Below are 23390 nucleotides of genomic sequence, written 5' to 3'. Positions count from 1 at the left end.
GCAATGGTTTACGACTGCTTCGCAGCCGAACGGGGGCGAGCCCCCTCGCCACAATAAGCTCGCCTCGCCAAGTCCGTTCCCACAGGAAAAGTGGTTTGGTTCAAATACTGATACGCGACAAATTGATCTCGGGTTCCTGGCTCACTGTCAGCTGTTCGACGATTGCATCCTGCAAACGGCTGCACAACAATGGGTCGGACAGTTGCTGATTGTTGGCATCGGTAATGAAGAACACGTCTTCCACGCGCTCGCCCAACGTGGCGATCTTGGCATTTTGCAGCGACAGGTCGAACTCGAGGAAAATCGTTCCGATCCGCGCTAGCAGTCCCGGGCGATCCGGCGCGCTGAGTTCCAGCACGGTCACCGGGCGCTGGGCGTCGTTGTGGATGGTTACCTGCGGCGCAAACGCGAAATGTTTGAGCTGGCGCGGCACCCGACGCTGGATGATCGTCGGATAATCGTCCGGGTTACGCAGGGCCTCAGTCAGGCCTTCGCGGATCTGTTTGACTCGCGTCGGATTGTCGCCGATCGAATCGCCGTCCGTGTCGAGCACAATGTAGGTGTCGAGGGTGAACTGGCTGCTCGAGGTGATGACTCGCGCGTCGTGAATGTTCAGGTTGAGCTGATCCATGGCAGCCACCGTCACGGCGAAGAAGTCGTGCTGGTCCGGTGCATAGATGAAGATCTGCGTGCCGCCTTCGAATTCGCGCTGAGTGGTCTCCTTGATCAGCACCAGCGGGCCGCCATCGGCCGGCTGCTGGAGGATGGCGTCGGTGTGCCAGGCAACATCGCCGGCCGTGTGCCGCAGGAAATAGTCATCGCCCAGTTGCGACCACAACTGTTCGACGTCGTCCGGGTCCGTCCCGCCGCGCACCAGAATGTCCAGCGCTGCGCTCTGCGTCTGGCGGATCTGCATTTCACGATCCACCGGGTTTTCCAGGCCGCGGCGCAAGGCCCGCTTGGTCTCGGTGTACAGCTGACGCAACAGGCTCGCGCGCCAGGAATTCCACAGCGTCGGGTTGGTTGCATTGATGTCGGCGACGGTCAGTACATACAGGTAATCCAGGTGCGTTTCGTCGCCGACGATCTGTGCGAAGTCGTGGATCACCTGCGGGTCAGACAGGTCCTTGCGCTGAGCGGTGGTCGACATCACCAGATGGTTTTGCACCAGCCAGACAATCAGGCGACTGTCCCACACAGGCAGTTGATGGCGCTGGCAGAAAGCCTCGGCATCCACCGCGCCGATCTCCGAGTGATCGCCATGCCGTCCCTTGCCAATGTCGTGGTACAGGCCGGCGAGGTATATCAGTTCGGGCTTGGGCAGCTTGGCCATGAGCTTGCTGGCCAGCGGGAATTTTTCTGACACCTGGGTGTACTGCAACTTACGCAAGTGCTTGATCAAGTTGAGCGTGTGCGCATCGACGGTATAAATGTGGAACAGGTCATGCTGCATCTGGCCGACGATAAAACCGAATTCCGGCAGATAACGTCCGAGGATGCCGTAGCGGTTCATCCTGCGCAGGTTGCGGTGGATGCCGATTTTGCACTTGAACAGTTCGATGAACAGGCTGGTGTTGCGAATGTCGTTGCGGAAATCATCGTCAATCAGATGGCGATTTTCCCGTAGCAGGCGAATGGTGTCGGCACGCACGCCTTTGATTTCCGGCTGCTGGGCCATCAGCACGAAGATTTCGAGCATGGCAAACGGCGTGCGGCGGAACACGTTGTCGTTGCGCGCTTCGATGTAGCCATCGTGAAGCTGGAACCGCGAATTGATGGGCGTCGGCGGCGCTTCGTCCTCGGGGGCGAGGATCACTTCTTCGAAGTGCTGGATGATCAGGTCACTGAGCTGGGCGATGCTCATGACCACTCGATAATACTGTTGCATGAAGTTTTCGATGGCTTGTTTGGCGTCATCGCCTTCGAACCCCAGCAGCCCGGCGATGGAACGCTGATGATCGAACAGCAAGCGGTCTTCGGAGCGACCGGCGAGCATGTGCAGAGCGTAACGCACTTTCCACAGGAACTCCTGGGACGAGGCCAGCAGAGTGTTTTCGCTCTCGACCAGAAAACCTTCGCCAGCCAGCGCCCGGAGGTTGAGGGTGCCGTATTGGCGACGCGCCACCCACAGAATCGTCTGGATATCGCGCAGGCCCCCGGGTGAGCCTTTGACGTTGGGTTCCAGGTTGTATTCAGTGTCGTTGTACTTGTGGTGACGGGCTTTCTGCTCGGCGCGTTTGGCCAGGAAGAATTCCTTGCTCGGCCACATCCGCGCGGTGCTGGTGACATCCAGCATGCGCTGACGCAAGCGCTCGGGCCCGGCAATGGTGCGGCTTTCCATCAGGTTGGTGATCACTGTCAGGTCGGCGCGGGCTTCAATTGCGCATTCGTCCACCGAGCGAACGCTCTGACCGACTTCCAGGCCGATGTCCCACAGCAGGGTCAGAAAACGCTCGATGGAATCACGAAAAATCTCGTGGTCGGCGCTGTCCAGCAGAATCAGCAAGTCGATATCGGAGTAAGGGTGCAGCTCGCCGCGGCCGTAGCCGCCGACCGCGACCAGCGCGATGTCGGCGTCCTCGCTCCAGTCAAACTGCTCCCAGGCCTTTTGCAGGATGTTGTCGACGAACCAGGCACGGTCCTCGATCAGCCGGCGAATCTCCCGGCCGCTGCGAAAGCGCCCGTCGAGCACCTCGCGGGCCTGGCGGATCGCTTTCTTGAAAGCGGCGATCGGGCTGGCCTTCAGGGCCAGTTCAGCCTGAAACTGGCCACGGTCGAAGAGTTCGGGATCCACCTGCGGCATCGATTGGCATTCCTGTCTATAAGGCTAGGGGTAGTAGGACTGGATCAGGCCGAGATGCGCGCGATGGTGTCGTCGGCCCGCAAGGTGAAAATCTCGTAACCGGTTTCGGTGACCAGCAGGGTGTGTTCCCACTGCGCCGACAGCTTGCGATCCTTGGTGATCGCGGTCCAGCCGTCGCCCAATACCTTGGTGTCGGCCTTGCCCTGGTTGATCATTGGCTCGATGGTGAACGTCATGCCGGCTTGCAGTTCCATGCCGGTACCCGCGCGGCCGTAGTGCAGGATCTGCGGTTCCTCGTGAAACACCTTGCCGATGCCGTGTCCGCAGAATTCGCGGACCACCGAAAAGCCATTTTTTTCCGCGTGCTTCTGGATGACTTCACCGATATCGCCCAGGCGGCAGCCGGGTTTGACCAGTTCGATCGCCTTGTACATGCATTCCTGTGTCACTTGAGAAAGACGCTCTGCCCAGACCGGAACCGTACCGACGTGGAACATGCGGCTGGTGTCGCCGTGGTAACCATCCTTGATCACGGTGACGTCAATGTTCAGCGTGTCGCCGTCTTTCAACGGCTTCTCGTTGGGTATGCCGTGGCAAACCACGTGGTTGATCGAGGTGCAGATCGACTTCGGGTAGCCCTTGTAGTTGAGCGGGGCAGGGATGGCTTTTTGCTCGTTGACGATGTAGTCATGGCAAATGCGGTCCAGCTCTTCCGTGGTGACGCCGGGTTTGACATGTTCGGCAATCATTTCCAGCACATCGGCGGCCAGTTTGCCGGCGACACGCATTTTTGCGATGTCCTCCGGTGTTTTGAAGGTGACGGTCATACAGGCTCTCTCTGCGCTCGAGGGCGCTTGCTAAAACGAAACGGGCAAAGTGCGATTGCATCCTCGCCGCCCGAAAAACGCGATTCTAACAGACGACAAGGGCAAATCTGAGCCTCTATACGTCGCTTCTCCTTATAGATAGGCGCATTGGTGAGTGATTCCAAGCGCGCCTGCGAACGCGCGCATCAGGAATCGAGAATCCGGGTTCCGTTTTTTACAGGCTTGTGATATAAAATGCGCCGCTTTCCGGGGATACCTCGGAAGGCTTAAATCCACACACGTGTCGACACGATGACCTGGGTGCCTTCAGCTGATGCTGCTGGTTGGTCATTGGGATACGTGGAGGCCAAACCCGACTTATTAAGGAACTATCATGTCCCAAGTCAACATGCGCGATATGCTGAAGGCCGGTGTGCACTTCGGCCACCAGACCCGTTACTGGAACCCGAAAATGGGCAAGTACATTTTCGGCGCGCGTAACAAGATCCACATTATCAACCTTGAAAAAACCCTGCCAATGTTCAACGAAGCTTTGACTTTCGTAGAGCGTCTGGCCCAGGGCAAAAACAAGATTCTGTTCGTCGGCACCAAGCGTTCCGCTGGCAAGATCGTTGCTGAAGAAGCAGCACGTTGCGGTTCGCCGTACGTCGATCACCGCTGGTTGGGCGGCATGCTGACCAACTTCAAAACCATCCGTGCTTCCATCAAGCGTCTGCGTGACCTTGAAGTGCAAGCCGAAGACGGTACGTTCGCCAAGCTGACCAAGAAAGAAGCGCTGATGCGCTCCCGCGATCTTGAGAAGCTCGATCGTTCCCTGGGTGGTATCAAGGACATGGGCGGTCTGCCAGACGCACTGTTCGTTATCGACGTTGATCACGAGCGCATCGCGATCACCGAAGCCAACAAGCTGGGCATCCCGGTTATTGGCGTCGTCGATACCAACAGCAGCCCGGAAGGCGTTGACTACATCATCCCGGGCAACGATGACGCAATCCGCGCTATCCAGTTGTACATGGGTTCGATGGCTGACGCAGTTATCCGCGGTCGCAACCACGTTGCTGGCGGCACCGAGCAGTTCGTTGAAGAAGCTCCGGCAGCTGCAGCTGAGTAATTGACGCCCTGGCGTTGACTCAGTAAGCAAAAAGGGGGCTTGGCCCCCTTTTTGCCACCTCGAAAACCATTTGTCCGGTGGCGCATTTACAGTATTTGTAATTTGCAGCTGCTAACAGGGGTGGTTGGGGAAGAATTGATCGCCCGATCGATCGGGTGGAATGGTTGAAAACCTATCCAAGAGGATTTTGAAATGGCAGAGATTACTGCAGCGTTGGTCAAAGAACTGCGCGAGCGTACTGGCGAAGGCATGATGGACTGCAAAAAGGCCTTGACCAAGGCTGGCGGCGACATCGAAAAAGCCATTGATGACATGCGTGCTTCGGGCGCCATCAAGGCTGCCAAGAAAGCAGGCAACGTTGCTGCTGAAGGCGCAATCGCTCTTAAAGAAGACGGCAAGTCCGCTGTTCTGCTGGAAGTGAACTCGCAGACCGACTTCCTGGCTTTGCAGGACGACTTCAAGGCATTCGTCGCTTCCAGCGTTGAAAAAGCCTTCGCTGACAAGCTGACTGACGTCGCTCCGCTGATCGAAGCTCAAGAAGCTGATCGCCTGGTACTGGTCGGCAAGGTTGGCGAAAACGTCAACATCCGTCGCCTGGCTCGCGTGGAAGGTGATGTTGTTGGTGGTTACCTGCACGGCAACAAGATCGGTGTTGCAGTTGTTCTGAAGGGCGGCGACGTTGAGCTGGCCAAAGACATCGCCATGCACGTAGCGGCTACCAACCCGGAATTCCTGCTGCCATCGGAAGTTTCCGCTGAAGCGGTAGAGCGCGAGAAAGGCGTATTCCTGACCCTCAACGCTGACAAAATCGCTGGCAAGCCAGAGAACATCGTTGAAAACATGGTCAAAGGCCGCATCAGCAAGTTCCTGGCTGAAGCAAGCCTGGTTGAGCAGGCGTTCGTCAAGAACCCTGAAATCAAGGTTGGCGAACTGGCCAAGAAAGCCGGTGCTGAAATCGTTTCTTTCACCTACTTCAAAGTAGGCGAAGGCATCGAGAAGCCGGTCGACAACTTCGCTGAAGAAGTTGCTGCCCAGCTGGCTGCCGCCAAGCAATAAGACAGTTTTCAACTGTCGCCCTGAAGAGGCTGCCCGCTAACGCGCGCAGCCTCTTTTCAGATGGGGTACCAATTTTTGTTGGTTTCCTTGAGGAACTGGCTTACAAAGCCATGTTCCGATGGCGCTGAAGCAGCGCCAAGCTAGAGTGAACGCCAGCTGTAAACAGCTAGCAAAGAATTTTTAAAATACGCCGCAGGAGAGATTCGCAATGGCTCAGCAGGGCAGTGGTTATCAGGCTCGCTATAAACGCATTCTACTCAAGCTTAGCGGCGAGGCCCTGATGGGCTCGGAAGAGTTCGGGATCGATCCGAAAGTCCTGGATCGCATGGCGCTGGAAGTTGGCCAATTGGTCGGCATCGGCGTTCAGGTCGGACTGGTGATCGGCGGCGGCAACCTGTTCCGCGGTGCCGCGCTGAGCGCGGCCGGCATGGATCGGGTTACCGGAGATCACATGGGCATGCTGGCCACTGTGATGAACGCCCTGGCCATGCGCGATGCGCTGGAACGTGCCAATATCTCAGCCATCGTGATGTCGGCCATTTCCATGGTTGGCGTGACTGATCACTACGATCGTCGCAAAGCAATGCGCCATTTGAACGCCAAGGAAGTGGTGATTTTTGCGGCCGGTACCGGTAATCCTTTCTTCACCACGGATTCGGCAGCCTGCCTGCGTGCAATCGAAATCGACGCCGATGTTGTGCTCAAGGCGACCAAGGTCGATGGCGTCTACACCGCTGACCCGTTCAAAGACCCGCATGCCGAGAAGTTCGATCATCTGACTTATGATGAAGTGCTGGATCGCAAGCTGGGCGTGATGGATCTGACGGCCATTTGCCTGTGCCGCGACCACAAGATGCCATTGCGCGTATTTAACATGAACAAGCCCGGCGCCCTGCTGAACATCGTACATGGCGGCGCTGAAGGGACCCTGATCGAGGAAGGCCAACAATGATCAACGACATCAAGAAAGACGCTCAAGAGCGCATGCAAAAATCCCTGGAATCTCTGTCCCACGCGTTTGGTCAGATTCGTACCGGCAAGGCTCACCCAAGCATCCTGGGCAGCGTAATGGTGCCTTACTATGGCGCCGACACCCCGTTGAGCGGCGTTGCCAACGTCACTGTAAAAGACTCCCGCACTCTCCAGGTCGTGGCATTCGAGCGCAATATGCTGGCTGCCGTCGACAAGGCGATCCAGAGCGCCGGTTTGAACCTCAACCCGACCAACCTGGGTGAGTTGCTGCTGATCTCCATGCCTGCTCTGACCGAAGAAACCCGCAAGGGCTTCACCAAGCAGGCTCGCAGCGCTGCCGAGGACGCCCGTGTTGCCGTGCGCAACATTCGTCGCGATGCATTGGGTGAATTGAAAAAACTGGTCAAGGACAAGGAAATCAGCGAAGACGAAGAGCGTCGTGCTGCTACCGATATCCAGAAGCTCACCGATAAGGCTGAGGCCGATATCGACGCAGCGACCAAGCAAAAAGAAGCGGACCTGATGGCCGTATAAGGGTCGCGTTTTCATGGAAAAGACCAAGCAGGCTGCGCCGTCCGCGGTGCCGCGCCATGTCGCGATCATCATGGATGGTAACAATCGCTGGGCGAAAAAACGCTTTATGCCGGGTGTCGCCGGGCATAAAGCCGGCGTAGATGCCGTTCGTGCAGTGATCGAGGTGTGTGCCGAGGCCAAGGTCGAGGTGTTGACCCTGTTTGCCTTCTCCAGCGAGAACTGGCAGCGTCCGGCGGATGAAGTCAGCGCCTTGATGGACCTGTTTTTCAAGGCGTTGCGTCGCGAGGCCAAGCGTCTCAACGACAACAACATCAGCCTGCGCATCATTGGCGACCGCTCGCGCTTCCATCCGGAACTGCAAGTCGCCATGCGCGAGGCCGAGGCCATGACGGCGGGCTCCAACCGCTTTGTCCTGCAAATCGCCGCCAACTACGGTGGTCAGTGGGACATCGCGCAGGCTGCGCAGCGTCTGGCGCGCGAAGTCCAGGCCGGGCATCTGCGTCCGGAAGACATCACCCCGGAACTGCTGCAAACCTGTCTGGCAACCGGCGATCTGCCGTTGCCGGACCTGTGCATCCGTACCGGTGGCGAACATCGCATCAGTAATTTTCTGCTGTGGCAGCTGGCTTACGCCGAGTTGTACTTCTCCGACCTGTTCTGGCCGGACTTCAAACACGACGCCATGCGCACCGCGCTGGCCGATTTCGCTTCTCGCCAGCGTCGCTTCGGTAAAACGAGCGAGCAGGTCGAGGCTGGAGCCCGGGTTTAATGCTTAAACAACGAATCATCACTGCACTGATCCTGCTGCCGATTGCCTTGTGCGGCTTTTTCCTGCTTGAGGGTACCGGGTTTGCCCTGTTTATCGGGCTGGTCGTGACGCTCGGCGCGTGGGAGTGGGCCCGCCTGGCAGGTTTTGCCGCGCAGTCGGCCCGCGTTGGATACGCTGCGCTTGTCGCGGTGATGTTGTTTTTCATGCACATCCTGCCAGGCCTTGCACCTTGGGTGCTGGGGGCTGCCGTGCTGTGGTGGGCGGTGGCTACATATCTGGTGCTGACTTATCCAGGTTCGGCTGCGCATTGGTCGAGTGCCGCCTGCAAGCTGGTGATCGGTCTGCTGGTCCTGCTGCCTGCCTGGCAAGGTCTGGTCCAGATCAAGCAGGCGCCATTGGGCAACTGGCTGATCATGGCGGTGATGGTGCTGGTCTGGGGTGCCGACATCGGCGCGTACTTCTCCGGGCGCAAATTTGGCAAACGCAAACTGGCTCCGCACGTCAGTCCCGGCAAAAGCTGGGAAGGTGTCTACGGCGGTCTCGCGCTGAGCCTGGTACTGACCGCTATCGTCGGTGTGTTTCGTGACTGGAGCTTCGGCCAGATCCTCACCGGTCTGATCGGCGCCGCGATTATCGTGTTCATCTCGGTGGTTGGCGATTTGACTGAAAGCATGTTCAAGCGTCAGTCCGGCATCAAGGACAGCAGTAATCTGCTGCCCGGTCACGGCGGCGTACTGGATCGCATTGATAGCCTGACGGCTGCGATTCCGGTCTTCGCTGTGTTGTTGTGGATGGCGGCGCCGTGAGTCGCCCTCAGCAGGTTACGGTTCTTGGCGCCACCGGTTCGATTGGTCTGAACACGCTCGATGTCATTGCCAGGCATCCCGATCGTTACCAAGTGTTTGCTGTGAGTGGCTTCACTCGCCTCAGTGAGTTGCTGGCATTGTGCGTGCGCCATGCGCCGCGCTTTGCGGTGGTGCCGGAGTTGGCTGCTGCTCGTACTCTTCAAGACGATTTGCGCGTTGCCGGCCTCCCCACCCGGGTGTTGGTTGGAGAGGCAGGTCTGTGTCAGGTGGCGTCTGATCCTGAAGTCGATACGGTAATGGCGGCCATCGTCGGTGCGGCGGGTTTGCGTCCGACATTGGCTGCGGTCGAGGCCGGAAAGAAAATCCTGCTGGCCAATAAAGAAGCACTGGTCATGTCCGGTGCCTTGTTCATGCAGGCCGTGCGCAAAAGCGGCTCGGTATTGCTGCCGATCGACAGCGAGCACAACGCAATTTTTCAATGCATGCCGCCGGACTTTTCCCGCGGTCTTGGCGCGGTGGGTGTCCGGCGGATTTTGCTGACAGCCTCGGGCGGTCCGTTCCGGCAGACGCCCTTGGCCGACCTGGAGCATGTTTCCCCCGAGCAGGCCTGCGCGCACCCGACCTGGTCGATGGGCCGCAAGATTTCGGTCGATTCGGCGAGCATGATGAACAAGGGCCTGGAACTCATCGAAGCCTGCTGGCTGTTCGATGCAAAACCGTCGCAGGTCGAGGTTGTGATTCATCCGCAGAGCGTGATTCATTCGCTGGTCGACTATATCGACGGCTCGGTTCTGGCGCAGTTGGGTAACCCCGACATGCGCACACCTATATCAAATGCGCTGGCCTGGCCGGAGCGTATTGATTCGGGGGTGGCGCCGCTGGATCTGTTTGCCATCGCCCGTCTGGATTTTCAGGCGCCGGACGAGCAGCGTTTTCCTTGCTTGCGCCTGGCGCGGCAAGCAGCCGAGGCGGGCGACAGTGCCCCGGCAATGCTCAATGCCGCCAATGAAGTGGCGGTCGCCGCGTTTCTCGACGGGCGGGTTCGCTACCTGGAAATCGCGAGTATCATCGAAGAAGTCTTGAATCTCGAGCCGGTGGTTGCGGTGGATGACCTCGAGGCAGTGTTTACGGCCGACGCGAAAGCGCGGGTTCTTGCCGGACAATGGTTGAGTCGCCACGGGCGATAGCATGCAGCACTCGACAAGAATGCGGAGAAAGTAAATGAGCGCGCTCTATATGATTGTCGGCACCCTGATAGCCTTGGGTGTGCTGGTTACCTTCCACGAGTTCGGCCATTTTTGGGTCGCGCGTCGCTGCGGGGTCAAGGTGTTGCGTTTCTCCGTAGGTTTCGGCATGCCGTTGCTGCGCTGGCACGACAAGCAAGGCACCGAGTTCGTGGTCGCCGCCATCCCGCTGGGCGGCTACGTGAAGATGCTCGACGAGCGCGAGGGTGAAGTCCCGCTCGATCAGCTCGACCAGTCTTTCAATCGCAAGTCGGTGCGCCAACGCATCGCCATTGTCGCGGCCGGCCCGATTGCCAACTTTTTACTGGCACTGATTTTTTTCTGGGTTTTGGCGATGCTCGGCAGCGAGCAGGTGCGTCCTGTCATTGGTGCCGTCGAGTCCGGCAGCATTGCCGCCAAGGCCGGTTTGAATGCCGGCCAGGAAATCGTTGCCATCGACGGCGAAGCGACCACTGGCTGGAGTGCGGTCAACCTGCAGTTGGTTCGTCGGCTTGGTGAGAGTGGTTCGCTGCAAGTGTTGGTGCGCGAACAAGGCTCCACGGCAGACACGCCTCGAGAGCTGGTGTTGAATGAATGGCTCAAAGGCGCCGACGAGCCGGATCCGATTCGCTCGCTGGGGATTCGCCCGTGGCGTCCGGCATTGCCGCCGGTGCTTGCAGAGCTCGACCCGAAAGGTCCGGCCCAGGCTGCTGGCCTGAAAACCGGTGATCGCTTGCTCGCGCTCGACGGCAAGGCCGTGGATGATTGGCAGCAAGTGGTCGACACGGTGCGGATGCATCCCGATACCAAAATCATGCTGCGAGTCGAGCGCGACAGTGCTCAAATCGACGTCCCTGTGATGTTGGCTGCTCGTGGCGAGAGCAAAGCGCCGAGCGGTTACCTGGGCGCTGGCGTAAAAGCGATCGACTGGCCGCCGGAGATGATTCGCGAGGTCAGTTACGGTCCGTTGGCTGCAATTGGCGAAGGGGCTCGACGCACTTGGACCATGAGCATCCTGACCCTCGATTCGCTCAAGAAAATGTTGTTCGGCGAGCTCTCGGTAAAAAACTTGAGTGGACCGATAACCATTGCTAAAGTGGCGGGCGCTTCTGCCCAGTCGGGTGTCGCTGATTTCCTGAATTTCCTTGCTTATCTGAGTATTAGCCTGGGTGTTCTGAATTTGCTGCCCATTCCAGTACTGGATGGGGGGCATTTGTTGTTTTATCTGATCGAATGGGCGCGTGGTCGTCCCTTGTCGGATCGGGTGCAGGGTTGGGGGATACAGATCGGTATCAGTTTGGTGGTCGGGGTGATGTTGCTTGCTCTGGTCAATGATCTGGGTCGACTGTAACGCTTCGCCGAATTGCGAATCTGCCGCATTTTGCGGCAGTTTGTTTATTGCCAGTTGGAATAAGAAAGGACTTCATGAAACGTCTGCTGCTAACTGCGGTTCTCACCGTATTGATGATCGCCGAAGTTCACGCCGAGTCCTTCACTATCTCTGATATTCGCGTCAATGGCCTCCAGCGGGTCTCCGCGGGTAGCGTCTTTGGTGCCTTGCCGTTGAACGTCGGTGAACAGGCGGATGATCGTCGCCTGGTGGAATCCACTCGTGCGTTGTTCAAAACCGGTTTCTTTCAAGATATCCAGCTGGGCCGTGATGGCAACGTCCTGGTCATCACGGTGGTCGAGCGCCCATCCGTTGCCAGTATCGAGATCGAGGGTAACAAGGCGATCTCTACTGAAGACTTGATGAAGGGTCTCAAACAATCCGGTCTTGCCGAAGGCGAGATCTTCCAGCGCGCCACGCTCGAAGGCGTGCGTAACGAACTGCAGCGTCAGTACGTCGCTCAGGGCCGTTACTCGGCGACCGTCGATACCGAAGTGGTATCGCAGCCGCGTAACCGCGTGGCGCTCAAGGTCAACATCAACGAAGGCACGGTTGCCGCTATCCAGCACATCAACGTGGTGGGCAACACGGTTTTCCCGGATGACGACCTGATCGATCTGTTCGAACTGAAAACCACCAACTGGTTGTCGTTCTTCAAGAACGATGACAAGTATGCGCGTGAAAAGCTGTCCGGTGACCTGGAGCGTCTGCGCTCCTACTACCTGGACCGTGGCTATATCAACATGGATATCGCTTCGACCCAGGTCTCAATCACCCCGGACAAGAAACACGTCTATATCACTGTCAACGTCAACGAAGGCGAGAAGTACACCGTTCGCGACGTCAAACTCAGTGGTGACCTGAAAGTCCCTGAGGACCAGGTCAAATCGTTGCTGCTGGTGCAGAAAGGCCAGGTGTTCTCGCGCAAGCTGATGACGACTACGTCCGAACTGATCACCCGTCGTCTGGGTAACGAAGGCTACACCTTTGCCAACGTCAACGGCGTGCCTCAGCCTCATGATGAAGACAACACCGTCGATATCACGTTCGCTGTCGATCCGGGCAAACGTGCTTACGTAAACCGTATCAACTTCCGTGGCAACACCAAGTCGGAAGACGAAGTGCTGCGCCGTGAAATGCGTCAGATGGAAGGGGGTTGGGCGTCGACCTACTTGATCGACCAGTCCAAGACCCGTCTTGAGCGTTTGGGCTTCTTCAAGGAAGTCAACGTCGAAACGCCAGCAGTGCCGGGTGTCGACGACCAGGTTGATGTGAACTACAGCGTAGAAGAGCAGGCGTCCGGCTCGATCACTGCGAGTGTCGGTTTTGCCCAGAGCGCCGGTCTGATTCTTGGTGGCTCGATCACTCAGAACAACTTCCTCGGTACCGGTAACAAGGTCAGCATCGGCCTGACCCGCAGTGAATACCAGACTCGGTATAACTTCGGTTATGTGGACCCGTATTGGACTGCTGATGGCGTCAGCCTCGGTTACAACGCGTTCTATCGCACCACTGACTATGACGAGCTTGAAACCGATCTCGCCAGCTATGCAGTGGACAGTCTGGGTGCCGGCGTCAACGTGGGTTATCCGATCAGCGAAACGTCGCGCCTGACCTTCGGCCTGACAGCGCAACAGGACACGATCAAGACGGGCGTTTACACCGTCGACGAGATTTTCGATTTCGTGAACAAGGAAGGCGACAAGTACCTGAACTTCAAGGCCTCGGCCGGTTGGTCCGAGTCGACATTGAACAAAGGCGTGCTGGCCACTCGCGGTCGCTCTCAGAGCCTGGTGCTGGAAACCACGACGCCGGGCAGCGACCTGTCGTTCTTCAAGCTTGATTACCGTGGCCAGTTGTTCCAGCCATTGTCCGAAAACTACACCATGCGCCTGCACACCGAGCTGGGTTACGGTGACGGATACGGTTCGACCGACGGCTTGCCGTTCTACGAGAACTACTACGCAGGTGGTTTCAACTCGGTACGTGGCTTCAAGGACAGCACGCTGGGTCCACGCAGTACGCCGAGTACCGGTCGTAACCCGGGTACATCGGTTGACCCGGACCAGGATCCACTGCCATTCGGTGGTAACGTCCTGATCCAGGGTGGTGTAGAGCTGCTGTTCCCTCTGCCGTTCGTGAAAGATCAACGTTCCCTGCGCACTTCGGTCTTCTGGGATGTGGGTAACGTGTTCGACTCGTCTTGCTCGGATACCACCAACGCCGATGGCACGAAGTCCAACACCAAGTGCAACGAAATCAGCCTGAGCAACATGGCAAGCTCCGTCGGTGTCGGTGTGACATGGGTCACCGCCCTGGGTCCATTGAGTTTCGCGTTGGCCATGCCAATCAAAAAACCGGATGAGGCTGAAACACAAGTGTTCCAATTCTCCCTCGGCCAGACGTTCTAAGCGTCTGACCCAAGATAACGACAATGGATTTTGTAGGAGTGCATCGTGCGTAAGTTGACTCAATTGGTTCTCCTGGCAACCGTACTGGTAGCAGGTCCGGCTTTTGCCGACATGAAAATCGCCGTTCTGAACTATCAAATGGCCCTGCTGGAATCTGACGCGGCGAAGAAATACGCCGTGGATGCCGAGAAAAAGTTCGGCCCTCAGCTGAGCAAGCTCAAAACACTGGAAAGCAGTGCCAAAGGCATTCAGGATCGTCTGATGGCCGGCGGTGACAAAATGCAGCAAGGCGAGCGCGAGCGTCTGGAGCTTGAATTCAAGCAAAAGGCTCGTGACTTTCAGTTTCAGTCCAAGGAACTGAACGAAGCAAAAGCCGTTGCCGACCGTGAAATGCTGAAGCAGCTGAAGCCGAAACTGGACAGCGCTGTGGAAGAAGTCATCAAGAAAGGTGCTTTTGACCTGGTCTTCGAGCGTGGCGCAGTGATTGATGTCAAACCTCAGTACGACATCACCCGCCAGGTCATCGAGCGCATGAATCAGCTGAAGTAATCCATGACAGCGACCATGAAACTCGGCCAGTTGGCCGAGTTCCTCGGCGCCACCCTACGTGGCGACGCGGAGAAAGAAATTACTGGGCTAGCCACTTTGCAAGAGGCTGGCCCAGCTCAGTTGAGCTTCCTGGCAAATCCCCAATACCGTAAATACCTGGTGGACTGCCGGGCCGCTGCCTTGTTGCTGAAGGCCGCCGATGCCGACGGGTGTAAGAGTGATGTGCTGATCGTTCCCGATCCGTACCTTGCGTACGCACGCATCTCCCATCTGTTCGATCCCAAACCCAAGGCAGCTCCCGGCATCCACCCGACTGCGGTGGTGGCGGACAACGCCGTGATTGATCCTGCGGCGAGTATCGGTGCCTTTGCGGTTATTGAATGCGGAGCGCGTATCGGCGCAGGCGTGACAATTGGCGCGCACTGCTTTATTGGTGCGCGCAGCGAGATCGGCGAGGGCGGGTGGCTGGCCCCGAGAGTCACGTTGTATCACGATGTGCGCATCGGCAAGCGGGTGGTGATCCAATCCGGTGCAGTGCTCGGTGGTGAAGGCTTCGGCTTTGCCAACGAGAAAGGCATCTGGCAGAAAATCGCCCAGATCGGCGGTGTGCTGGTCGGCGACGATGTGGAGATTGGCGTCAATACCGCCATCGACCGCGGTGCGCTGGCGGATACCGTCATCGGTAATGGCGTCAAGCTCGACAATCAGATCCAGATTGCCCATAACGTGCAGATCGGTGATCACACCGCCATGGCTGCTTGTGTGGGTATCTCTGGCAGCACCAAAATCGGCAAGCATTGCATGCTCGCCGGTGGTGTCGGGCTGGTGGGGCACATCGAGATTTGCGACAAGGTTTTCATCACCGGGATGACCATGGTTACCCACTCGATTACCGAGCCAGGTTCCTATTCTTCCGGCACGGCCATGCAGCCGGCTGCCGAATGGCGCAAAAGCGCGGCACGTCTGCGTCAGCTCGATGACATTGCTCGACGGTTACGACAGCTGGAAAAGCGAGTAGGGGAAGTGACCCCTGACGGTAATGCTTCATCAGATGGCTGATACCATTTCCATATCAAGTGTGCACAGCCGTTAGACTGCCCCCTTGATTTGCTAGAGGGGCGCGCGTCAGTCGCGCGCTCCCAATCTTTACATAGGCTTCCCCCCGAAATGATGGACATCAACGAGATTCGCGAATACCTGCCTCACCGTTACCCGTTCCTGCTGGTGGATCGGGTCGTGGATCTGGATGTGGAAGGCAAGCGCATTCGCGCGTACAAGAATGTCAGCATCAACGAGCCGTTCTTCAATGGTCACTTCCCTGCGCATCCAATCATGCCGGGCGTATTGATCATCGAAGCGATGGCTCAGGCTGCCGGGATCCTTGGTTTCAAAATGCTCGACGTGAAGCCCGCCGATGGCACGCTTTACTATTTCGTCGGCTCCGACAAGCTGCGCTTCCGCCAGCCGGTCCTCCCGGGCGATCAGTTGATCCTTGAAGCCAAGTTCCTGAGCTGCAAGCGTCAGATCTGGAAATTCGAATGCCAGGCTTCGGTCGACGGCAAGCCAGTCTGCTCGGCTGAAATCATCTGCGCGGAACGCAAACTATGAGTTTGATTGACCCTCGCGCAATCATCGATCCGACGGCCGTTCTGGCCGCCGACGTCGAGGTCGGCCCATGGTCGATCGTCGGCGCAGGTGTGGAAATCGGCGAGGGAACAGTGATCGGGCCGCATGTAATTCTCAAGGGCCCGACACGGATTGGTAAGCACAATCGCATCTACCAGTTTTCTTCGATCGGCGAAGATACGCCGGACCTCAAATACAAAGGCGAAGAAACCCGGCTGGTCATTGGTGACCACAACGTCATTCGCGAAGGCGTGACGATTCATCGTGGGACTGTTCAGGACCGTTCGGAAACGACCCTGGGGGATCACAACCTCATTATGGCGTACGCGCACATCGGGCACGACAGCGTCATCGGCGACCACTGCATCCTGGTCAACAACACTGCGTTGGCCGGGCATGTGCACGTTGCCGACTGGGCGATCCTGTCGGGTTTCACTCTGGTTCATCAGTATTGCCATATAGGCGCCCACAGCTTTTCCGGCATGGGCACAGCCATTGGCAAGGACGTCCCAGCGTACGTTACGGTATTCGGCAACCCGGCCGAAGCGCGCAGCATGAACTTCGAAGGCATGCGCCGCCGGGGTTTCAGCGAAGAAGCAATCCATGCGTTACGTCGAGCTTATAAGGTGGTTTACCGCCACGGACTGACGGTTGAACAAGCGCTCGGCGAGCTGGCCGAGTCGTCGGCGCAGTTCCCGGAAGTTGCGATATTTCGCGACTCCATCCAGTCTTCGACCCGCGGCATCACGCGTTAATCATGGCTAATCTGCGTATTGCGCTGGTGGCGGGTGAGGCTTCCGGTGACATTCTGGGCGCCGGTCTCATGCGCGCGCTCAAGACACGGCATCCGGCTGTCGACTTCATCGGGGTAGGTGGCCCATTGATGCAGGCCGAAGGCCTGACCTCGTATTTCCCGATGGAGCGTCTTTCGGTCATGGGCCTGGTCGAAGTGCTCGGTCGGCTGCGCGAGTTGCTCAAGCGCCGCAAGACGCTCATTGCAGACCTGATCGCCGAGAAACCGGACGTGTTCATCGGCATCGATGCACCGGACTTCACCCTCAACATCGAACTCAAACTGCGTCAGGCCGGTATCAAGACCGTGCATTACGTCAGCCCGTCCGTCTGGGCATGGCGGCAGAAGCGAGTGCTGAAGATCCGCGAAGGCTGCGACCTGATGCTGACGCTGTTTCCGTTTGAAGCCAAATTTTATGAAGACAAGGGCGTGCCGGTGCGGTTTGTCGGGCACTCCCTCGCGGACGCGATTCCACTGCAGGCTGATCGCGCCGCCGCGCGCGCTGAACTCGGTTTGCCTGACGGGCCGCTGGTCGCCCTGATGCCCGGCAGTCGCGGCGGTGAAGTCGGGCGTCTCGGTGCTCTGTTCCTCGATACCGCCCAACGTTTGCGCGCCATGCGTCCCGGGGTCCGGTTCGTCATGCCGTGCGCCAGTCCCGAGCGTCGTAAACAGCTTGAAGAATTGCTCGCCGGTCGCGATCTGCCACTGACCCTGCTGGATGGCAAATCGCATCTGGCGCTCGCCGCGTGCGATGCGGTGCTGATTGCTTCCGGAACAGCTACGCTTGAAGCGTTGTTGTACAAGCGGCCGATGGTAGTGGCCTATCGTCTGGCGCCGCTGACGTTCTGGATTCTCAAGCGCATGGTCAAGAGCCCATACGTGTCGCTGCCGAACCTGCTGGCCCAGCGTCTGTTGGTACCGGAATTGTTGCAGGACGATGCGACGGTCGAGGCGCTGGCACAGACGTTGTCCCCCCTGATCGAAGGCGGCGAGGAACAGACTCGCGGCTTCGATGAAATTCACCGGACCTTGCGTCTGGATGCCTCCAATCAGGCGGCGGACGCGGTGTTGAAGTTGATTGGCGAAACAAAATGATAAAAAACAGCGTTCAGATGGGGCTGGATTTCACCTTGGTCGCCGAGCTCGAAGACATGGTTGCCGGTGTCGACGAAGTCGGCCGCGGCCCGCTCTGTGGTGCAGTGGTCACGGCGGCGGTCATTCTCGATCCGAAGCGGCCTATTTTAGGCCTGAATGATTCGAAGAAGCTCACCGAAGCCCGCCGTGAAAAGCTTTATGACGAAATTTGCGAAAAAGCGCTGAGCTGGAGCATTGCTCGTGCGGAAGTCGATGAAATCGATCAACTGAATATCCTGCACGCCACCATGCTGGCCATGCAGCGCGCGATCGAAGGCCTGCATATTCAGCCGAAACTGGCGATGATCGACGGCAATCGTTGTCCGAAATTATCCATGCGCGCCGAGGCGGTGATTCAGGGCGATGGCAAGGTTCCAGCCATCGCCGCGGCGTCGATTCTGGCCAAGGTCAGTCGCGACCGCGAGATGGCTGCCTTCGAACTGATTTACCCGGGCTACGGCATCGGTGGCCACAAGGGTTACCCGACCCCCGCGCATCTCGAGGCATTGGCTCGGCTGGGCCCGACCCCGATTCACCGGCGTTCGTTTGCGCCTGTTCGCATGGCGTATGAAGCGCGGGAAATCCTGATCGAGGGTTAGTCGCAAGGCTGATGTTTTCGCCAAGGCCCGGTACAATCCGGGCCTTGTTGTTTTCATGCTCACAGACAGGATCACCATGCCGGCTTCATTCGTTCATCTACGCCTGCACTCTGAATACTCCCTGGTCGACGGTCTGGTGCGGATCAAGCCGCTGGTCAAGACCCTGGTCGGCATGAACATGCCTGCCGTGGCGGTCACTGACCAGAACAACATGTGTTCTCTGGTCAAATTTTATAAAGCGGCGATGGGCGCGGGGATCAAACCGATCTGCGGCGCCGACCTGTGGCTGTCGAACAAAGACCCGGACAATGCGCTGAGCCGGATCAGCCTGCTGGCGATGAACGCCGTGGGTTATCGCAACCTGACCGAACTGATATCCCGCGGTTTCATCGACGGCCAACGCAATGGCTCGATCATCATCGAGCGCGAGTGGGTAGCCGAGGCCAGTGAAGGCCTGATCATGTTGTCGGCGGCGAAGGAAGGCGAAGTCGGCCAGGCCCTGCTTGGCGGCAATCCTGCCGAAGCGGAAACCCTCGCCCGCGAATGGATGGCCGTGTTCCCGGACCGCTTCTATCTGGAAATCCAGCGTACCAGCCGCCCGAATGATGAAGAACAACTGCACGCTGCCGTGGCCTTGGCCGATAAAATCGGCGCGCCGCTGGTGGCGACCAACGATGTGCGCTTCATCAAACAGGAAGATTTCGAGGCGCACGAGACCCGCGTCTGCATCGGTGAAGGCCGCGCCCTCGACGATCCGCGGCGCTCGAAGAATTACAGCGATCAGCAATACCTCAAGAGCGCTGAGGAAATGGCCGAGCTGTTCAGCGACATTCCCGAGGCGCTGCAGAACACCGTCGAAATCGCCAAGCGATGCAATATCGAAGTGAAGTTGGGCAAGCACTTTCTGCCTAACTTCCCGATTCCGGATGGCATGACCATCGACGAGTATTTCCGCAAGGTGTCGTTCGACGGTCTGGAAGATCGCCTCAGCGTCCTGCTGCCCAAGGACACGACCGAAGACTACGAAGCCAAGCGACAGGTGTACGTCGATCGACTGAATTTCGAGCTGGACATCATTATCCAGATGGGCTTCCCGGGTTACTTCCTGATCGTGATGGACTTTATCCAGTGGGCCAAGAGCAATGGCGTACCAGTTGGTCCTGGCCGGGGGTCGGGTGCCGGTTCGTTGGTAGCCTATGTGCAGAAGATCACCGACCTCGATCCGCTGGAATATGACCTGCTGTTCGAACGTTTCCTCAACCCGGAACGGGTCTCCATGCCCGACTTCGACGTCGACTTTTGCATGGACGGCCGCGACCGGGTGATCGACTACGTGGCCGAGAAATACGGCCGTAACGCGGTGAGCCAGATCATCACCTTCGGTTCCATGGCGGCCAAAGCTGTGGTGCGTGACGTGGCGCGGGTGCAGGGCAAGTCTTACGGTTTGGCCGATCGTCTGTCGAAGATGATTCCGTTCGAAGTCGGCATGACCCTGGAAAAGGCTTACGAGCAGGAAGAAATCCTGCGTGACTTCATCAAGGTCGATGAAGAAGCTGCGGAAATCTGGGAAATGGCGCGCAAGCTCGAAGGCGTGGTGCGTAACGTCGGCAAGCACGCCGGTGGCGTGGTAATCGCCCCGACCAAACTGACCGACTTTTCGCCGATCTATTGCGATGAAGCCGGCGATGGCCTGGTCACCCAGTTCGACAAGGATGACGTTGAAGCCGCGGGTCTGGTGAAGTTCGACTTCCTCGGTCTGCGCACCCTGACGGTCATTGACTGGGCGCTGAAAACCATCAACCGCGACCGCGCCAAGGTCGATGAGCCGCCGCTCGACATCGCCTTTATTCCGCTCGACGACAAACCGACCTATCAGCTGCTGCAGAAAGCCGAAACCACGGCGGTGTTCCAGCTCGAGTCCCGGGGCATGAAGGAGCTGATCAAAAAGCTCAAGCCCGACTGTCTGGAAGACCTGATCGCACTGGTAGCACTGTTCCGTCCCGGCCCGCTGCAGTCGGGCATGGTTGACGACTTTATCAATCGCAAGCACGGGCGTGCCGAACTGGCGTACCCGCACTCGGACTATCAATACGAAGGCCTCAAGCCAGTATTGGCACCGACCTACGGCATCATCCTGTATCAGGAACAGGTGATGCAGATTGCCCAGGTCATGGCCGGCTACACCCTTGGCGGTGCGGACATGCTGCGTCGAGCCATGGGCAAGAAAAAACCCGAAGAAATGGCCAAGCAGCGCGGGGGGTTCATTGAAGGTTGCGCGACCAATAATATTGATGCCGACCTGGCCGGTAACATTTTCGACCTGGTGGAAAAATTCGCCGGCTACGGCTTCAACAAGTCTCACTCCGCCGCTTACGGACTGGTGTCGTACCAGACTGCATGGCTGAAGACACACTACCCGGCGCCGTTCATGGCGGCGGTGTTGTCGGCGGACATGCACAACACCGACAAGGTCGTGACCTTGATCGAAGAAATTCGCACCATGAAGCTGCGTCTCGACGCACCGGATGTGAATACCTCCGAATTCAAGTTCACGGTGAACGACGAAGGCCGGATCATCTACGGCCTCGGCGCGATCAAGGGTGTCGGTGAAGGGCCGGTCGAAGCCATTACCGAAGCGCGCCAGGACGGACCGTTCAAGGACCTGTTCGACTTCTGCGCGCGGGTCGACCTCAAACGGATCAACAAGCGCACCCTCGACGGTTTGATCCGCAGCGGCGCTCTGGATCGTCTGGGACCTTGTTTCCATGACGAACCGAAAGCCTATCAAGCGAGTATCGACCAGAATCGCGCGATCCTGCTCAATGCGATGGAAGGGGCGATCAAGGCCGCCGAGCAAACCGCGCGCACCCACGACAGTGGGCATGCCGACCTGTTTGGCGGACTGTTCGTCGAGGAAGACGCGGACGTCTACGCCAACCACCGCAAGGCGAAAGAGCTGACGCTCAAGGAACGCCTGAAAGGCGAGAAAGACACGCTGGGTCTGTACCTGACCGGGCACCCGATTGACGAATACGAAGGCGAAATTCGCCGCTTTGCCCGTCAGCGCATCATTGATCTCAAGCCCGCTCGCGATACACAGACCGTCGCCGGCATGATCATCGCGCTGCGGGTGATGAAGAATAAAAAGGGCGACAAGATGGGGTTCATCACCCTGGACGATCGCTCCGGCCGCATCGAAGCTTCGCTGTTCGCCGAGGCGTTCCATTCGGCGCAGTCGCTGCTGCAGACCGACGCGATGGTGGTGGTCGAAGGCGAGGTCAGCAACGACGATTTTTCCGGCGGTTTGCGCTTGCGGGTCAAGCGCGTCATGAGCATGGAAGATGCGCGCACCAATCTTGCCGAGAGCCTGCGTCTGAAATTGCAGACCAAAGACCTCAAGGGCGATCAGCTACGCTGGCTGGGTGAGTTGTTCAAACGCCACCGCGGCGCGTGCCCGATTACCATGGAGTACACGAGCCCCGATGCGAAAGCCTTGCTGCAGTTCGGCGAGACCTGGCGGATCGACCCGGCGGATGCGTTGATTCAAGCCCTGCGTGACCAGTTCGGGCGAGACAACGTCTTCCTCCAATACCGTTGACGGTCAGGCTTCATTCTTTGCCATGAAGAGCGGAAGCTGATCTCGACCACATTTTTTAATCTCGACCTGAACGCGCCTGTCCCTTAAGGTAGGGCGCGAATAGACAACCGGCCGGCCCAAGCTCTCTTGGACGTCGACCCTAGACGGACGCCTATGAACCCGAATTTTCTAGATTTCGAACAGCCGATCGCCGACCTGCAAGCCAAGATCGAAGAGTTGCGCTTGGTCGGTAATGACAATTCGCTGAATATCGGCGAAGAGATCTCCCGCCTGCAGGAAAAAAGCAGCACGCTGACCGAAGACATCTTCGGCAAGCTGACCAGCTGGCAGATCGCGCGTCTGGCGCGTCATCCGAAACGTCCTTATACCCTGGACTACATCGAACACATCTTCACCGAGTTCGACGAGTTGCACGGTGACCGTCACTTCTCCGACGACGCTGCGATCGTCGGTGGCGTCGCCCGTCTCGACGACCAGCCGGTGATGATCATCGGTCACCAGAAAGGCCGCGAAGTACGCGAGAAAGTTCGTCGCAACTTTGGCATGCCACGTCCTGAAGGCTACCGCAAAGCGTGCCGCCTCATGGAAATGGCCGAACGCTTCAAGATGCCGATCCTGACCTTCATTGATACCCCGGGCGCTTACCCTGGTATCGATGCCGAAGAACGCAACCAGAGCGAAGCCATCGCCTGGAACCTGCGCGTCATGGCTCGCCTGAAAACGCCAATCATCGCCACCGTGATTGGTGAGGGTGGTTCTGGCGGCGCACTGGCGATTGGCGTGTGCGATCAGCTGAACATGCTCCAGTACTCGACGTACGCGGTGATTTCGCCGGAAGGCTGTGCCTCGATTCTGTGGAAGACCGCCGAGAAAGCGCCGGATGCCGCTGAAGCCATGGGCATCACCGCCGAGCGCCTGAAAGGCCTGGGTATCGTTGACAAGGTGATCGGCGAACCACTGGGCGGCGCTCATCGCAATCCGGCCGTTGCCGCCGCTTCGATCCGCGCGGAATTGAGTTCGCAATTGGCGATGCTCAAGGAATTCGATACCGAAGCGCTGTTGACCCGTCGTTACGAGCGCCTGATGAGCTACGGTCTCTGATCTGACCTCGGCTTCAATGTGGGAGCGAGCCTGCTCGCGATGGCGGTTCAACATTCAACTGATCGGTTGAGTGTGTGACTGCAATCGC

General features: G+C 58.1%; 19 protein-coding genes. 17 read left to right on the top strand and 2 right to left on the bottom strand.

Annotation, left to right across the window (positions count from 1 at the left end; all coding sequences use genetic code 11):
- Window positions 1-100 precede the first annotated feature (100 nt).
- Together F8N12_RS08740 and map are read right to left on the bottom strand one after the other, a co-directional pair.
- Window positions 101-2803 carry a [protein-PII] uridylyltransferase gene (locus F8N12_RS08740; RefSeq protein ID WP_150580099.1) on the bottom strand — a complete coding sequence of 901 codons (2703 nt, stop codon included), beginning with the start codon at window positions 2801-2803 and terminating at the stop codon, window positions 101-103.
- Window positions 2804-2847: 44 nt separating this feature from the next.
- Window positions 2848-3630 (bottom strand): type I methionyl aminopeptidase, encoded by a 783-nt coding sequence (map, locus tag F8N12_RS08735; RefSeq protein ID WP_150580098.1) that lies wholly within the window; start codon window positions 3628-3630, stop codon window positions 2848-2850.
- Window positions 3631-4003: 373 nt separating this feature from the next.
- On the opposite strand from map, the gene rpsB reads away from it, so the two are divergent.
- The 17 genes from rpsB (at window position 4004) to F8N12_RS08650 (ending at window position 23302) form a co-directional block, all read left to right on the top strand.
- On the top strand, window positions 4004-4741 hold the full coding sequence (rpsB, locus tag F8N12_RS08730) for a 30S ribosomal protein S2 (protein ID WP_008028964.1): 738 nt from the start codon (window positions 4004-4006) through the stop codon (window positions 4739-4741).
- A gap of 192 nt (window positions 4742-4933) precedes the next feature.
- On the top strand, window positions 4934-5797 hold the full coding sequence (gene tsf, locus F8N12_RS08725; RefSeq protein ID WP_028622556.1) for a translation elongation factor Ts: 864 nt from the start codon (window positions 4934-4936) through the stop codon (window positions 5795-5797).
- A 208-nt stretch (window positions 5798-6005) separates the two neighbouring features.
- Complete coding sequence (pyrH, locus tag F8N12_RS08720) at window positions 6006-6749, top strand: UMP kinase (RefSeq protein WP_003172271.1); 744 nt, start codon at window positions 6006-6008, stop codon at window positions 6747-6749.
- Window positions 6746-7303: a ribosome recycling factor gene (frr, locus tag F8N12_RS08715; RefSeq protein WP_150580097.1), complete on the top strand. Its 558-nt coding sequence runs from the start codon at window positions 6746-6748 to the stop codon at window positions 7301-7303. The genes pyrH and frr overlap by 4 nt, the downstream gene beginning before the upstream one ends.
- Window positions 7304-7316: 13 nt before the next feature.
- Complete coding sequence (gene uppS / locus F8N12_RS08710; RefSeq protein ID WP_150580096.1) at window positions 7317-8072, top strand: polyprenyl diphosphate synthase; 756 nt, start codon at window positions 7317-7319, stop codon at window positions 8070-8072.
- Window positions 8072-8878: a phosphatidate cytidylyltransferase gene (locus F8N12_RS08705; RefSeq protein WP_150580095.1), complete on the top strand. Its 807-nt coding sequence runs from the start codon at window positions 8072-8074 to the stop codon at window positions 8876-8878. The genes uppS and F8N12_RS08705 overlap by 1 nt, the downstream gene beginning before the upstream one ends.
- The gene (gene ispC / locus F8N12_RS08700; RefSeq protein WP_150580094.1) at window positions 8875-10065 is read left to right on the top strand and encodes a 1-deoxy-D-xylulose-5-phosphate reductoisomerase; all 1191 of its coding nucleotides are present in this window, start codon (window positions 8875-8877) and stop codon (window positions 10063-10065) included. The genes F8N12_RS08705 and ispC overlap by 4 nt, the downstream gene beginning before the upstream one ends.
- Window positions 10066-10099: 34 nt before the next feature.
- Window positions 10100-11452 (top strand): sigma E protease regulator RseP, encoded by a 1353-nt coding sequence (gene rseP, locus F8N12_RS08695; RefSeq protein WP_150580093.1) that lies wholly within the window; start codon window positions 10100-10102, stop codon window positions 11450-11452.
- Window positions 11453-11526: 74 nt separating this feature from the next.
- Window positions 11527-13902, top strand: coding sequence for an outer membrane protein assembly factor BamA (gene bamA / locus F8N12_RS08690; RefSeq protein WP_150580092.1), 2376 nt, complete (start codon window positions 11527-11529; stop codon window positions 13900-13902).
- Between the two features lie 45 nt (window positions 13903-13947).
- A complete protein-coding gene (locus F8N12_RS08685) occupies window positions 13948-14451 on the top strand; it encodes an OmpH family outer membrane protein (RefSeq protein ID WP_010462812.1) in 504 nt (167 codons plus the stop codon).
- Between the two features lie 3 nt (window positions 14452-14454).
- Window positions 14455-15510 carry a UDP-3-O-(3-hydroxymyristoyl)glucosamine N-acyltransferase gene (gene lpxD / locus F8N12_RS08680; RefSeq protein ID WP_150580091.1) on the top strand — a complete coding sequence of 352 codons (1056 nt, stop codon included), beginning with the start codon at window positions 14455-14457 and terminating at the stop codon, window positions 15508-15510.
- Between the two features lie 108 nt (window positions 15511-15618).
- The gene (gene fabZ, locus F8N12_RS08675; protein WP_007907157.1) at window positions 15619-16059 is read left to right on the top strand and encodes a 3-hydroxyacyl-ACP dehydratase FabZ; all 441 of its coding nucleotides are present in this window, start codon (window positions 15619-15621) and stop codon (window positions 16057-16059) included.
- Window positions 16056-16832 (top strand): acyl-ACP--UDP-N-acetylglucosamine O-acyltransferase, encoded by a 777-nt coding sequence (gene lpxA, locus F8N12_RS08670; RefSeq protein ID WP_150580090.1) that lies wholly within the window; start codon window positions 16056-16058, stop codon window positions 16830-16832. Before fabZ ends, lpxA begins: the two co-directional genes overlap by 4 nt.
- Before the next feature lie 2 nt (window positions 16833-16834).
- On the top strand, window positions 16835-17965 hold the full coding sequence (gene lpxB, locus F8N12_RS08665) for a lipid-A-disaccharide synthase (protein WP_150580089.1): 1131 nt from the start codon (window positions 16835-16837) through the stop codon (window positions 17963-17965).
- Window positions 17962-18603 (top strand): ribonuclease HII, encoded by a 642-nt coding sequence (rnhB, locus tag F8N12_RS08660; RefSeq protein WP_150580088.1) that lies wholly within the window; start codon window positions 17962-17964, stop codon window positions 18601-18603. Before lpxB ends, rnhB begins: the two co-directional genes overlap by 4 nt.
- A gap of 76 nt (window positions 18604-18679) precedes the next feature.
- Complete coding sequence (gene dnaE, locus F8N12_RS08655; protein ID WP_150580087.1) at window positions 18680-22201, top strand: DNA polymerase III subunit alpha; 3522 nt, start codon at window positions 18680-18682, stop codon at window positions 22199-22201.
- A 153-nt stretch (window positions 22202-22354) separates the two neighbouring features.
- Entirely contained in the window at window positions 22355-23302 is a 948-nt protein-coding gene (locus tag F8N12_RS08650; RefSeq protein WP_150580086.1) for an acetyl-CoA carboxylase carboxyltransferase subunit alpha, read from the top strand.
- Window positions 23303-23390 lie beyond the last annotated feature (88 nt).

The organism is Pseudomonas fluorescens (assembly GCF_902497625.1).
GTDB lineage: Bacteria > Pseudomonadota > Gammaproteobacteria > Pseudomonadales > Pseudomonadaceae > Aquipseudomonas > Aquipseudomonas fluorescens_BQ.
Note: the sequence above shows the minus strand (reverse complement) of the source record. Positions and strands in the feature narration are given on the sequence as shown.

Excerpts from the sequence above, each read along its gene's own strand:
- frr (WP_150580097.1), top strand. The coding sequence starts at position 6,746 with ATGATCAACGACATCAAGAAAGACGCTCAAGAGCGCATGCAAAAATCC.
- rnhB (WP_150580088.1), top strand. The coding sequence starts at position 17,962 with ATGATAAAAAACAGCGTTCAGATGGGGCTGGATTTCACCTTGGTCGCC.
- dnaE (WP_150580087.1), top strand. The coding sequence starts at position 18,680 with ATGCCGGCTTCATTCGTTCATCTACGCCTGCACTCTGAATACTCCCTG.
- rpsB (WP_008028964.1), top strand. The coding sequence starts at position 4,004 with ATGTCCCAAGTCAACATGCGCGATATGCTGAAGGCCGGTGTGCACTTC.
- map (WP_150580098.1), bottom strand. The coding sequence starts at position 3,630 with ATGACCGTCACCTTCAAAACACCGGAGGACATCGCAAAAATGCGTGTC.
- lpxD (WP_150580091.1), top strand. The coding sequence starts at position 14,455 with ATGACAGCGACCATGAAACTCGGCCAGTTGGCCGAGTTCCTCGGCGCC.
- uppS (WP_150580096.1), top strand. The coding sequence starts at position 7,317 with ATGGAAAAGACCAAGCAGGCTGCGCCGTCCGCGGTGCCGCGCCATGTC.
- tsf (WP_028622556.1), top strand. The coding sequence starts at position 4,934 with ATGGCAGAGATTACTGCAGCGTTGGTCAAAGAACTGCGCGAGCGTACT.
- F8N12_RS08650 (WP_150580086.1), top strand. The coding sequence starts at position 22,355 with ATGAACCCGAATTTTCTAGATTTCGAACAGCCGATCGCCGACCTGCAA.
- F8N12_RS08705 (WP_150580095.1), top strand. The coding sequence starts at position 8,072 with ATGCTTAAACAACGAATCATCACTGCACTGATCCTGCTGCCGATTGCC.
- rseP (WP_150580093.1), top strand. The coding sequence starts at position 10,100 with ATGAGCGCGCTCTATATGATTGTCGGCACCCTGATAGCCTTGGGTGTG.
- bamA (WP_150580092.1), top strand. The coding sequence starts at position 11,527 with ATGAAACGTCTGCTGCTAACTGCGGTTCTCACCGTATTGATGATCGCC.
- F8N12_RS08740 (WP_150580099.1), bottom strand. The coding sequence starts at position 2,803 with ATGCCGCAGGTGGATCCCGAACTCTTCGACCGTGGCCAGTTTCAGGCT.
- fabZ (WP_007907157.1), top strand. The coding sequence starts at position 15,619 with ATGATGGACATCAACGAGATTCGCGAATACCTGCCTCACCGTTACCCG.
- pyrH (WP_003172271.1), top strand. The coding sequence starts at position 6,006 with ATGGCTCAGCAGGGCAGTGGTTATCAGGCTCGCTATAAACGCATTCTA.
- lpxB (WP_150580089.1), top strand. The coding sequence starts at position 16,835 with ATGGCTAATCTGCGTATTGCGCTGGTGGCGGGTGAGGCTTCCGGTGAC.
- lpxA (WP_150580090.1), top strand. The coding sequence starts at position 16,056 with ATGAGTTTGATTGACCCTCGCGCAATCATCGATCCGACGGCCGTTCTG.